At 40.3% G+C, this 12,686-nt stretch carries 14 protein-coding genes; 11 read left to right on the top strand and 3 right to left on the bottom strand.

What is annotated here, in order from left to right:
* Positions 1-108 precede the first annotated feature (108 nt).
* The 6 genes from NYE65_RS02050 to NYE65_RS02025 all read left to right on the top strand — a co-directional run bounded on the left by NYE65_RS02050 (position 109) and on the right by NYE65_RS02025 (position 7,310).
* Positions 109-267, top strand: a complete 159-nt coding sequence (locus NYE65_RS02050) for a hypothetical protein (RefSeq protein ID WP_156404370.1) — start codon at positions 109-111, stop codon at positions 265-267.
* A 190-nt stretch (positions 268-457) separates the two neighbouring features.
* Positions 458-4,171 (top strand): dynamin family protein, encoded by a 3,714-nt coding sequence (locus NYE65_RS02045; protein ID WP_340859690.1) that lies wholly within the window; start codon positions 458-460, stop codon positions 4,169-4,171.
* A gap of 15 nt (positions 4,172-4,186) precedes the next feature.
* Positions 4,187-4,948: a nucleotidyltransferase domain-containing protein gene (locus tag NYE65_RS02040; protein ID WP_340859689.1), complete on the top strand. Its 762-nt coding sequence runs from the start codon at positions 4,187-4,189 to the stop codon at positions 4,946-4,948.
* Positions 4,949-4,959: 11 nt separating this feature from the next.
* On the top strand, positions 4,960-5,787 hold the full coding sequence (locus NYE65_RS02035) for a sulfurtransferase (RefSeq protein WP_340859687.1): 828 nt from the start codon (positions 4,960-4,962) through the stop codon (positions 5,785-5,787).
* An 85-nt stretch (positions 5,788-5,872) separates the two neighbouring features.
* Positions 5,873-6,748, top strand: coding sequence for a 5'-3' exonuclease (locus NYE65_RS02030; RefSeq protein ID WP_057277833.1), 876 nt, complete (start codon positions 5,873-5,875; stop codon positions 6,746-6,748).
* Positions 6,749-7,016: 268 nt separating this feature from the next.
* Positions 7,017-7,310 carry a DUF6123 family protein gene (locus tag NYE65_RS02025; RefSeq protein ID WP_034307851.1) on the top strand — a complete coding sequence of 98 codons (294 nt, stop codon included), beginning with the start codon at positions 7,017-7,019 and terminating at the stop codon, positions 7,308-7,310.
* A gap of 41 nt (positions 7,311-7,351) precedes the next feature.
* Here NYE65_RS02025 and NYE65_RS02020 read toward each other — a convergent pair whose 3' ends face one another.
* Both NYE65_RS02020 and NYE65_RS02015 read right to left on the bottom strand, forming a co-directional pair.
* Positions 7,352-8,260, bottom strand: a complete 909-nt coding sequence (locus NYE65_RS02020; RefSeq protein WP_340859684.1) for a DMT family transporter — start codon at positions 8,258-8,260, stop codon at positions 7,352-7,354.
* Positions 8,244-8,657, bottom strand: a complete 414-nt coding sequence (locus tag NYE65_RS02015; RefSeq protein WP_098936927.1) for a reverse transcriptase-like protein — start codon at positions 8,655-8,657, stop codon at positions 8,244-8,246. The genes NYE65_RS02020 and NYE65_RS02015 overlap by 17 nt, the downstream gene beginning before the upstream one ends.
* Before the next feature lie 221 nt (positions 8,658-8,878).
* Between NYE65_RS02015 and NYE65_RS02010 the strand changes: the two genes are divergently transcribed.
* From NYE65_RS02010 to NYE65_RS01995, 4 genes are all read left to right on the top strand, one after another.
* Positions 8,879-9,550 (top strand): reverse transcriptase-like protein, encoded by a 672-nt coding sequence (locus NYE65_RS02010; RefSeq protein WP_222619895.1) that lies wholly within the window; start codon positions 8,879-8,881, stop codon positions 9,548-9,550.
* Positions 9,551-9,555: 5 nt separating this feature from the next.
* On the top strand, positions 9,556-9,741 hold the full coding sequence (locus NYE65_RS02005) for a zinc-finger domain-containing protein (RefSeq protein ID WP_034307842.1): 186 nt from the start codon (positions 9,556-9,558) through the stop codon (positions 9,739-9,741).
* Positions 9,742-9,838: 97 nt separating this feature from the next.
* Positions 9,839-10,531 (top strand): HD-GYP domain-containing protein, encoded by a 693-nt coding sequence (locus tag NYE65_RS02000; protein WP_340859680.1) that lies wholly within the window; start codon positions 9,839-9,841, stop codon positions 10,529-10,531.
* Positions 10,532-10,633: 102 nt separating this feature from the next.
* On the top strand, positions 10,634-10,759 hold the full coding sequence (locus tag NYE65_RS01995; protein WP_340859678.1) for a hypothetical protein: 126 nt from the start codon (positions 10,634-10,636) through the stop codon (positions 10,757-10,759).
* A 27-nt stretch (positions 10,760-10,786) separates the two neighbouring features.
* Here the strand turns inward: NYE65_RS01995 and NYE65_RS01990 are convergent, their stop codons facing one another.
* Positions 10,787-11,251: an RrF2 family transcriptional regulator gene (locus tag NYE65_RS01990; RefSeq protein ID WP_340859676.1), complete on the bottom strand. Its 465-nt coding sequence runs from the start codon at positions 11,249-11,251 to the stop codon at positions 10,787-10,789.
* A gap of 170 nt (positions 11,252-11,421) precedes the next feature.
* Here NYE65_RS01990 and hmpA point away from each other — a divergent pair, with 170 nt between their 5' ends.
* Positions 11,422-12,630, top strand: a complete 1,209-nt coding sequence (hmpA, locus tag NYE65_RS01985) for an NO-inducible flavohemoprotein (RefSeq protein WP_340859674.1) — start codon at positions 11,422-11,424, stop codon at positions 12,628-12,630.
* The last annotated feature ends 56 nt before the right edge of the window (positions 12,631-12,686 follow it).

Genomic DNA, 12,686 nt, shown 5'->3' with positions numbered 1-12,686 from the left:
AGATTCTAAATGAAGATGAAAATTATTCTCATTCGGATTTCAATCATTTATTTTAATTAAAAACTAAAAACTAAAAGCTAATCAATATAAAAGAGGATGGTGTTGGTAATGGTTTGGGTATTCATTTTATTGACAATCGCTACATATGGTTTTGTGATGAAACATGTATTGAATAATATTCAAAAACCGGCAAAGGCAGTAAAACCTTATACCGAGTCACCAATGGAAAACCGAGCTGCTTTTAACCCCACCCCAACAACCAGGTAAACATCCTGGTTTTTTTTTTTTGCATTCCAACAATATGATCAAATTGCGCGAATCCACCAATTGGTGGTTTTTTTTTGAACATGGCCTGTAATGAATCATATAGTAAAAATAAAGCTGACGGTATGAATAACAAACGAAATCGTTTACAATAAGAATATCAAAATGACGATAGATTAAGGGGTATGGATTCATGATTCAAGAAACATTAAAGCAACAGTCCAAATTGGGAATTTTGACTGCCATGTATGAGAAATTTCAATCGGCAGGTGATACAGGCAATGCAGATAAAATGAAACAGTTAATCATGAAAGTGAATAATGAGGAGTTCATCATTGCTTTTTGCGGGCATTTTTCAGCGGGGAAATCTAGTATGATCAACTTTCTCCTTGGTGATCAAGTATTGCCTTCAAGTCCGATTCCTACGAGTGCAAATACGGTAAAGGTACAAAAAGGGGAAGACTATGCCAAAGTCTTTTACCATCATCAGCCACCAGTCTTATTTCCTGCACCTTATGATTTTAAAGAGGTCAAGAAATTTGCCAAGGATGGAGATTCAGTATCGGCAATAACGATAAGTTCCAATGATTTTTCACTGCCGGATTCATGTGCGATCATGGATACGCCAGGAATCGATTCGACAGACGATGCACATAGAGTTTCTACGGAATCTGCCCTGCATCTAGCTGATGTCGTCTTTTATGTCATGGACTACAATCACGTCCAATCAGAAGTGAACTTCCTATTCACGAAAGAATTGTTGGAGGCTGAAAAACCGACATACTTAATTATCAATATGATCGATAAGCATGATGAAAAGGAGCTTGGCTTTCAAGACTTCAAGCTTTCCGTTTCTGAAGCTTTTGCGAACTGGAATGTATATCCTGATGGTATTTTTTATACATCCGTAAGAGACTTGAACAATTCCGAAAATGAAATAGAAGTGGTCAAGCAATTCATATATGAAATGGCGGGCAAAGGTTTAAATGATGGGAAGGATGCCATCATGCAATCGGCTAATGCCCTTGTCGAAAGACATCTTAATTGGCTGAAGGAGCAGTATGAAGAGGAACATGCCGATGATATTGAAGTATTATCAGAACTGCCTCATGAAGAGCGGATACACCTGACAAATCAGGTGGACAGCCTATTGAAAGAAAAAAAATCATTGGCTGGACGCATAGAGGAAATCAAGGGCCAGTATGCCGATGCATTGGAAACCATTTTAAAAGGCGCATACATCATGCCGGCGGCAACACGGGACCTAGGTAAATCATTCTTGGAATCGGCCCAGCCGGACTTTAAAATGGGTCTATTATTTGCCAAGAAAAAAACGGATGCCGAACGTGAGGCACGTATTAAGGCGTTCTTGAGCGATCTGCAAGAAAAGGTGAAAACCCAGCTTGAATGGCATCTTAAAGAACTGGCGGTTAAAACGCTTAATCAAGCGGAAATCCATGATTCAACACTTGAAAGTAAGGCTCAGGCACTTCAGATCGAGGTAACGGAATCTTACATAAAAAACTCTTTGAAGCCTCAAGTCGATATTACGGGTGAATACGTTTTAAACTATACGAATGATTTGGCATCAGCCATCAAAAAGAAAGCACGTGATGTATCAGAAGGATTTTTGAATGATATGGTTACCGTTATGGAAGGAATAGTGGAACAGCAGTCCATGTCCATCGATAAGGAACTTGAAGGTTTTTCTGAATTTGCGGAAGCCCTTAAAGTTACTGCTGCGATGAACGCGGAAATCGAGTACCAAACGGAACGTTTAGAGGCCATTGCCCATCAAACTGAATCATTGGTCGATGAGCGTGAAATCGATATGCTGTTAACTGAATGGAATGAAGAGGAAAATAATATTACAGTCAAAATCATGACAACCGATAAAGTAAGTAATTCAAGGTCCGTCAACGAACAATCTGTAAGTGATCATGTTAAAGAAATCACGGATGCTGTACCTTACGTGACTGTTCCTTCATCTGATGCTACTGATTTACGCGGAAAAGAAAAGCTGATGGAAACTGCAGCGAGTTTAAAACAGGCGGCCGAGCTGATCCAACCTCTGAGAGGGTTTCAATCGCTTTATAAAGAATTGAAAGAGAAGGCAAATCGCTTGGAACAACAGACGTTCACGGTTGCCCTCTTCGGTGCATTCAGTGCGGGTAAATCTTCTTTTGCCAATGCTTTGATGGGAGAAAGCGTACTTCCTGTCTCACCAAATCCGACAACTGCCGCAATCAACAAAATCATGTCTTCGGACGCTGAGCATCCACATGGTACGGCAACCGTCAAATTAAAGACCGAAGCGATGCTGTTGGAAGATGTAAGCCTGGCATTGGCAGCTTTTGATAAATCGGCAAAGACTCTGGATGAAGCACTTCAACTAGCAGGGCAAATCATTGCGAAGGCAGGGGAAGTTGATAAGGGTAAAACGCACTTATCGTTTCTTAGGGCGTTTCATCAAGGGCTTCCCGAGTACCAAAATGATTTAGGAAATGTGGTTACAGTAGACCTTGAAGGATTTAAACGGTTTGCTGCGGAAGAGTCCAAGTCATGTCTTGTTGATCTGATCGAATTGCGATATGACTGTGAAATGACAAAGCAGGGGATGGTCCTTGTTGACACACCTGGGGCCGATTCGATTAATGCACGCCATACTGGAGCAGCTTTCGAATATATTAAGAATTCGGACGCCATCCTATTTGTGACTTATTATAATCATCCATTTTCCCGGGCAGACAGGGAGTTCCTGATACAGCTTGGACGTGTGAAAGATTCTTTCGCTATGGATAAGATGTTTTTCATCGTCAATGCCGTCGACCTGGCACAAACGACTGACGAATTGGACGAAGTGATGGATTATGTCACAGATCAATTGAATGGATTCGGTATCCGTTTTCCAAAACTGTTCCCGCTTACGAGTAAGGGGGCGTTGATGGAAAAACAAACGCCTGGTTCGTTTAAGCATTCATTCCTTCCTAATAGCGGAATCATGGAATTCCAAGGCCAATTCGATTCTTTCATAGAAAACGATTTAACTGGACTTGCGATTGAATCGGCTCAAGCGGCTGTAAAAAGAACCGAAGAATTGCTACGAGATGTAATTACAGCTTCCAGACAGGATGAGAAAGCGAAACGAAAAGCCCTGGAGACACTTTCTCATGAGTCAAATGCCATTTCGGAACTCCTTTCAGTCATTAAAGGGGATGCCGAAAAGCAACGGTTGAAAAAAGAGATAGACGAATTGACTTTCTATAGTAAACAACGGGTCTTCTTCCGGTTTAATGATTTCTTCAAAGAATCGTTCAATCCAGCTGTTTTAAAAGATGATGGAGGCGATCTGAAAATTGTCCTCAAGCAATCGATGAAGAACTTATTGGATGCGTTAGGCTTTGACCTTGCCCAGGAAATGCGGGCAACGGCTTTAAGGACGGAAATGTTCGTAAATAAATTACTGAATGAGAAACAGGGCAGTTTGCTTCAGCAAATGCAAAAAATAAGAAGAACCCTTTCATTACAGCCATATGAACCCAATGAGAGGGAATCCCTTGAATTCACTGGAGCTTTTGCCCAATTGGATACAGGGGAATTCAAAAAGGAATTGGCATTATTCAAGAATCCAAAATCTTTCTTTGAAAAGAATGAAAAAGCGAAAATGAGCGAAGGTCTTCAGAAGCGTTTGGATGAACCTGCCCTTATATATGCAAAAGAACAGGGTGAGCGGATTTACGAAATGTATAATGAAGTCCTCGATCAAGAGCTACTCGCGATTCAAAAAGAGTTTAAGACGGAAGTATCGGATATCTTTGCAGGTTTACGTGCAGCATTGGAGGAAACGGTTGATTTACCGTATTATGAAAATGCTGTAGCGGAATTGGCTAAAATGCATTCGAAATAGAAACGAGGTTCATTCATGAAAGAAAACCTTATTTCACGCTTGAGATACCAGGAAAAGAATGAGGATATAACCATATTGATGGCTGCTGTTACTGGCAGCCATTCTTTTGGTTTATCATCGGTCCAATCGGATTTCGATGTTCGGTTTATATATGTTCATAATGATAAGCGATCATACTTGAGCTTGAATCAGCCAGTTGAAGTCATTCAAGTGAAAGAAGGCCTATTTGACATGGAAGGCTGGGATCTCTTTAAATCATCCCGACTTACCTTAAAGAGTAACCCTGCTCTATTTGAATTGTTTCAGTCACCTATCAGGTTGATAACCCATCCGGATTATTATAGGAAGATGACTGGTTTGATAGCGGATTGCTATTCCAAAAAGGCACTGGGGCACCATTACTATCGGATGATGAGCGACAACCTTCAACAATTGACAAAAACAAGGGGTTCCGAAAGAAAAGAGCTAAAAATATGGGTACAAGTATACCGTTCGTATTTAACCCTTGAATATATCATCCAACGGGGTTCGCTGCCACCATTATCGGTATGGGAATTACTTGATTCGGTTTCAATGGATCAAGGAATGAAAAACAGGATGACCCGGATATTTAAAGCAAAACAAATGGAAGAATGTATAAGCAACAATGAAAGTGAAAATAATCTTTCGCTAATAGAAGGGAAATCACTTTCCATAAAGAATGAGATAACTAAGCTACATCAAGGGAAGAACATGGAAATGGAACTTAATGAATTGATTTGGGCCATTTTGGAATAGGGGGATATGAGATGAGTTTTATAATCGAAAAAGAAGAGCTGTTGCCGTTGTTGAATTCTAAAGATATCAGAATTTGTGACTGCCGCTTTCAACTAGGCTCTCCTGATGCAGGGTATAATGATTACAAAAAAGACCATATTTCAGGCGCTGTTTATTTCGATCTTGAAAAGGACTTATCTGGTCAGGTTCAAGATCATGGCGGAAGACATCCTCTTCCTGACTTGGAAACCATTAAGGATAAACTGGAATCAAATGGAATCACCAACGATACTGTACTTATCGCTTATGATGGCGGGGAAGGTTCTTTTGCTTCCAGGTTTGTCTGGTTGCTAAGCTACCTTGGGCATCAGAAAGTCTTTGTCCTGAACGGGGGATATCGCGCCTGGAGGGATGCGGGCTATCCGATTGACTCGATTCAAATGAATTATATGCCAACCGAATATCGTATCGATTTAAATGAACACGTTTTTGCATCTTTTCGAAAAGTGAAGGATTACACTTTGAATAGACCTGACGATATCGTATTAATGGATTCACGGGAATCTAAGCGCTACGAGGGAATCGAGGAGCCAATTGATAAAAAAGCCGGCCATATACCTGGTGCAGTAAATAAGGTGTGGACGAACGTTCTGGAAAATGGCTATTTTAAAAAGAAGGAAGATCTTCAGTCGAATTTCACAAGCATCGGTAAAGATAAGGAAATCATTGTGTACTGCGGTTCAGGTGTAACGGCCTCACCCAATTATATCGCCCTGAAAGAGGCGGGCTTTAAAGATGTAAAGATTTATATTGGCAGTTTCAGTGACTGGATATCGTATGATGATAATCCAATTGAATAATATTTTTTCCAATTAAACGATCCTTAAAAAAAGGGACAGTTATGTTAAAATGGAAGTACATCATGATAGAGGTGATAATGTGTTAATGAAAGAAAATGAGCAGCATCCATCCTTTATGCTTGTCGATGGAATGGCGCTTTTATTTAGAGCTTTTTATGCAACGGCCGTTACTGGTCAATTCATGATTAACTCCAAAGGCATCCCGACCAATGCCGTTCAAGGTTTTTTGAAGCATATGCTGACGGCGGTGAATCACTTTTCACCCAGTCATGTAGCGGTATGCTGGGATATGGGCAGCAAGACTTTCAGAAATGAATTATTTGATGGATACAAGGCGAATCGATCAGAAGCTCCAGTCGAAATGATCCCTCAATTCGACTTAGCGAAAAAAGCGGTTGAAGCATTCGATATCCCTAACATAGGACTATCTGGTTATGAGGCGGATGACTGTATCGGAACAATTGCCAAAGCATCTGCACAGCATAGCCGAGTGGGCATATTGACTGGCGATCAAGATATGCTTCAGTTAATAGAGGAAAACATTTCCGTACTATTATTAAAAAAAGGGTATGGTAACTATGAGGTGCATAATCCCGATAGCTTTTTTGAGTGGAAAGGGATTACACCAAGGCAAATGATCGATTTAAAAGCTTTAATGGGTGATACAGCTGATAACTATCCCGGAGTTAAAGGAATTGGGGAGAAGACAGCGTTGAAATTATTGATACAGTATCAAAGTATCGAAGGCATTCTTGAAAATGTTGCTTCATTGACGAATGGGCAACGGGCTAAAATTGAATCCGCTGTCGATATGCTTCATTTATCCAGAAAGCTAGCAGAAATAAAATGTGATGTACCAATTTCATGTCCTTTGGACGATGCGGTTTATCAGTATGATCGCGAAAAGGTCAAAAATCTCGCTAGGGATCATGAATTCAGGACATTACTGCGCATGATCTAATCAAACAAGGGGGAGTTTCCTAATGGGAGCTCCCCCTTTTGAAATTCCCTTTAAATTTTCGCCTGAATTTAAGAGATTGGGGATCTACTAGCCCGCGAGTCGAAGGGAGACCCTGCAGGCGGATCGCCCGCGGAAAGCGAGTGCCCTAGTTCCAATCAACGTTCAAATTGTACAGTCCGGGACATCGGTCATTTATTTTGTACGATGATTTTTTTGTCGAAAAATGGATAGTCAAATTCTTTGATATACGGTAAGATGAAAATAAGGCATGAAGTATGGAGTGGATGAGGAAGTGGCGAAATCAACTGAAGAGTATGTTAGTTTTTTAGAGGGTAAGGGATTCACTTTTGGTAATGACGCGATTGGCTTTATTTATTTTGGTAAGCGCTACACGGATGCAAGTGATATTTTAGTCAATGCAGCAATAGAGTTGACATTAAAGGTACAAAAGAATTTTGATGGCAGCTTTTATATCTCCTTTTTGGAAAACTTAAAACAAAATGGCATTGAAACGCGTAGTGCAGCGGTATCGTTTGCAAAAGAACAGGGGCTACTTAAATAAATCGGACTTCGTAACTGGAAGTCCGATTTATTTTGGGCTTTTCAAGTAAACCCCTGTGTCACCGGTTTCTTTTTCTTAACAGGCAGTTCTGCAAAAATCATTCCCAAGAATATGAATGCGCAGCCGATGATGGAAGCGGAAGTTAATTTTTCCCCTATCAATATGTATGAGGATAACGCTGCAAAAACCGGTTCCATTGAAAAGATCAGCGCCACTCTTGTAGGTGTCGTATAGGCTTGGAAGAAGGTTTGTGCGAAAAAGGCGAAGGCCGTGGCAAGGGCTGCAGTAACCAACAAAGCAGTCCATACATCTCTCTGTAACATGACCTCTGAGCTGAAGATGACGGAATGATTCTCTTTGAAAATGAAAGCTGAAACAAATGATAAAAAAGATACGGTGGAAACCTGAATCAACGTCAGCGGTAAAGCGGGAAGGGTCTTGGCATATTTAGCGGTAGTAATGATTTGCATGGCAAAACTGATTGCACACAAAAATACCAGCAAATCACCGATATTCAAATTGGAGCGGTCAGCGAAAGTCATTAAGTAAAGTCCGATGGTTGCGGCTGCGACACCTATTATTGTATTGCGGGAAAGCCTATGCTTTAATAGCAGCAGGGAAAAAACAGGTACCATGACAACACTTAATCCTGTTATAAAGCCAGTCTTGGCAGGCGTTGTATAATTCAATCCGATCGTTTGAAGTCCATAGCCGAGAAAAAGCCATACACCAATATGAAACCCAGCTTTAAAAAGGCCTTTGCTCCCGTTTTTCCCCTTTTTGTGTAGAGTAAATAAATAAGGGATGAGCAAGAATACGAACGCCATGAAAAAACGGACGGCATTAAACGTGAAGGGGTCAAGAAAAGATAGCGCATTTTGGACCATGACAAAAGTGACGCCCCAGATGAATACAACGAATAATAATGAAAAATCAGCTGTCTTGTTCATGATTTTCCTCAGCCTTATTCAAGCGAATGGCCCGTCTAGCCAACTCATCCGCGGACTTATTTTCGATATTTGGAATCCATTTCATGAAAAATAAATCAAGCCCGTCGGAAAGCTTTAACGCCCGTTCCAGCAAAAGGGCATACTTATTTTTTGCAAATCTTTTTTCAATGGCTTGGTTTATGGCTTGGGAGTCTGTACGAAAAGAAACGACTTGATACTTATTGGCCACACAAATCTCCAATGCTTTGATTAAGGCATGGTACTCCGCTTCATGGTTTTCCATATTCCCAAGCGGAAAGGAATGCCTCTCGACCACACCGTTATTATTTATGAAAACACCTGCACCGCTAGGTCCTGGATTGCCCGCACTGGCACCATCAATATACACTTCGATCAATATGTGCTCCTCCTCGAGTTTAACTGTTTAAATGTTCGATATAATAACGTTTCATTTAAAATTAAGATTGAAACATGAGAATTTCAGGCTGATATGGGAACTATAATTAAAAAGAGTGATTAAAATGCTTACAATATATTATAAAGGGTATGACGAAAAAAAGGTATGAAAATTGTAAGCTGTTCTGCATGAATCGTGAATGGATAAGGAGCTGGAAATCTTTGAAGGTAATTATGCAATGGACATATCAAGCTTCAAAAAAACCATCTGCCGATTTCGTTTCGGATTGGCTTGATGCCGGGACTGCACTGGTCATTACAGAAGATCTTGAAAAGGCAGGAAGGCTGAAAGAAGTGGAATTCAAGGATGAATTCGATACAACATGGAACAAGAAGGAGTTAAAGAAACTCCTGACGGAAATTGAGGAAGAACCGCAGGATGTGACGGTCTTCTTTGATGGAGGTTTTCAAAAAGATGAAAAGGTGGCAGGAATTGGTGTTGCCATTTATTATCGTCAAGGAAAGAAGTTCTTACGGTTACGCACCAATGTGAAATTGGAGCAATTCGAATCCAATAATGAAGCTGAATATGCGGCTTTTCATGAAGCGGTCAGGCAGATGGACGAACTTGGAATCCACCATCAAAGCTGTGTCTTTAAAGGTGATTCTCTCGTCGTCTTAAATCAACTTTCCGGTGAATGGCCCTGTATGGAAGAAAACTTAAATAAATGGCTGGACCGCATTGAAGCGAAATTGGATAAATTAAAGATCATTCCTGTCTGCAAGCCGATTTCTCGAAAGGAAAACCAGGAAGCCGATCGCCTGGCCACACTTGCACTGCAGGGCAAGGCCATTTTCAGTAAAATAGAAATTGCTGGGTCAAAGGAGCCATAACAACAATGAACAGGAAAAAAATATATGAAGAAGTGGAAGATGTTCTCGCTTCATTTTGCCAAGATTGTTTTTTAAGAAAGCATTTTCGAAAAGAGAAGGGGCGTACGTATGCCCATCAGTTCTGTATTTCAGAATGCACGGTTGGTGAAAAACTAAAACAGCTCGGCAATGAACTTAGTGACCGAACTTAATTGCTTTCATTAAGACACAAGAGAAGGGAAAATATGGTATTACAGGTGAAAAATAGAGAAAAGTGTGAGAGCAATGAAAAATAGAAGAGGGAAGCATGTGAAACAGCCTCTTACCATACCCCAAAATGATTTCATCAGGGAAGAATTGAAAAAAGATGCATTTGCTTTAAGGGTAGATCATGTACAACCTAACGTAAATATTCAGGATAGAATCAACGAAGCTTCGCTTCATTTGAAAAACATCTTTCAAGATATACGTAAAGAAGGAAAAATACAGCTTGAAAAGATTGTATTGATTAAAGCAAAAGTTGCACCTGTCATTGCAGATGCTGCAATGAACCCTGATATTTATTCCCTTTTCGATGAGCCGCATGCAGATAACGAGTACACGTATCAGCATAATATAGGTGTCGGGATAATCGCCACTTATCTAGGGATGAAGCTTGGATTATCCAAAGAAAACCTTTCAGCCCTGACTTTGGCAGTCATGCTGCATGATGTGGGGAAAACAAGGATTTCGGATAATATAGTGGAAAAACCGGGTAAACTGAATGAGGCAGAATATGAAGATATGAAACGCCATGCCATTTATGGATATGAATTACTTAAAAATATCCCTGGAATCCCACCATCGATTGCATTAACAGCCCTCCAGCACCATGAACGGGAAGATGGGCAAGGCTATCCTCAAGGGAAGAGTGGAAAGGATATCCATCTTCATGCAAAAATCGTCGCTATAGCCGACGTATTCCTTGCGATGTCATCATCATCAGGCCATGCCGTTTTATAAGGTGATTGAGCAAATGAACAGGGATATGGTCAGTAAATTCAATCCTGAGATCCTAATGGAGCTTGTAAGCCGATTACTGTCCACGTTGGTAGAAAAGAAGTCATGCTTACCAATGGACGATTCGGGACGATCATCATGATCGATCCATACAATCCCCTTAAAGCTTTATTGAAAACCGGTACAGAGATCATAGATTCACGAATGGAAAAAGAATGGCAAATCGAATGAATCATCGGTTAATGGAAAAAAGCCCGATTATAAAAAATCGGGCTCTTCGTCATTCTGCTTTACCGAATCAAAATAGGTTTTGAGCATCACTTTATTTTCGCTGAAGTCTGCAATCGTATATTGATCAAGGACTTGAAGAAAAGCATCCAAGGCATTGTTAAGGACAAATTTCAATGAACAAACGGGAGAAATCACACAGTTATCGTGATCTTTAAAACATTCCACTAGATAAAAATCTTCTTCGGTTCTCCGCACAAGTTCCCCTACATTTATTTCAGCGGGTGATTTTGCAAGCCGGAAACCGCCATTTCTTCCACGTATCGTCTCAATATAGCCTAATTTACCTAGATTATGAACAATTTTCATCAAATGATTTTTAGACAGTTGATATACTTCAGAAATCTCTTTGATATTTGATAATTTGCTTTGGTCGTGGGTAGCCAGGTAAATCAACACTCTAAGTGAGTAATCGGAATAATTCGTCAACCTCATGTTTATCGCCTCACATTCTATCCCCATTTGACTATATCATAAATGTGAACATTTTATAAACATGAAAACTTATTATCTGAAAAGATGTATAAAAAATATTGCTTTTAATGCATTTAAGTTCTAATATAAACATGTATTCAAAATACTTGTTTATGAAAAGGGGTTTACCTATGCTATCCCAGAAAACTATCGATATTATAAAATCAACCGTACCTGTATTAGAAGTGCATGGTACAACTATCACAACTGTATTCTATAAAAATCTTTTCGAAGCACATCCTGAATTATTAAATGTTTTCAATCATGCCAATCAAAAAAAGGGGCGCCAGCAAACTGCACTTGCCAACACGGTATTGGCAGCAGCTAAATATATAGATCAACTTGAAACGATTTTGCCTGCCGTGAAGCAAATAGCACAAAAACATAGAAGCCTTGCAGTCAAAGCAGAACATTATCCGATTGTTGGAGAACACCTATTAGGCGCAATCAAAGAAGTGTTACAAGATTCGGCTACAGAAGAAATCCTTCAAGCTTGGGGAGAGGCGTACGGAGTCATTGCGGATGTTTTCATTAGCATCGAAAAGGAAATGTACGACGAAGCTTCCAATCAGGTCGGCGGATGGTCTGATTTCAAACGATTCACAGTGGTGGAAAAAGTACGGGAAAGTGACGTAATCACATCCTTTTATCTAAAGCCATCAGATGGAAATCAGGTTCCGGCATTTCTTCCAGGACAATATATTACCGTTCGGATCGAGATACCGGGTGAATCTCATTTATTCAACCGTCAGTATAGTTTATCTGATGTTCCGGGAAAAGATTATTTCCGTATTTCCGTTAAAAAAGAAAAGCCGGGAACCTCTCCTGATGGAAGGGTCTCTAACTACTTGCATGAATCCATTCAGATGGGTGACAGTATTGACGTAACGGCTCCTGCAGGTGATTTCACCATCGACTTGGATAAACGAACACCGGCAGTATTCTTGAGCGGAGGCGTTGGCATAACGCCTTTCATGAGCATGGTACATGCGTTGGCTGAAAAAACACCTGAGCGTGATGTACAATTCATTCATGCAACCGATAATGGCCATTTACAGCCGTTCAGAATGGAACTGACAGAACTAGGACACAAACTTACCAACTATCAATTATCCTTTGTCTTTAAAAATCCGAGTAAGGATGATAAGAACCTGCCGAATTTTGCAAAGCAAGGGTATGTAGATAAGGAATTATTGAGCAGTATTGTTAAACCTGAAGCTGATTATTATGTGTGCGGCCCTGTGCCTTTCATGAAGGCCATCATCACTTACCTGAAAGAGCTTGGGGTAGATACGGATAAAATCCACTATGAATTCTTCGGCCCGGCCATGGCGCTATAAGGTTCATTCATCGAAGGAATGTTATTGACATCAAGCAGATAATTTTGCATACTATA

It is taken from the genome of Peribacillus sp. FSL R5-0717, assembly GCF_038002945.1.
GTDB classification, from domain to species: domain Bacteria; phylum Bacillota; class Bacilli; order Bacillales; family DSM-1321; genus Peribacillus; species Peribacillus frigoritolerans.
Note: the sequence above shows the minus strand (reverse complement) of the source record. Positions and strands in the feature narration are given on the sequence as shown.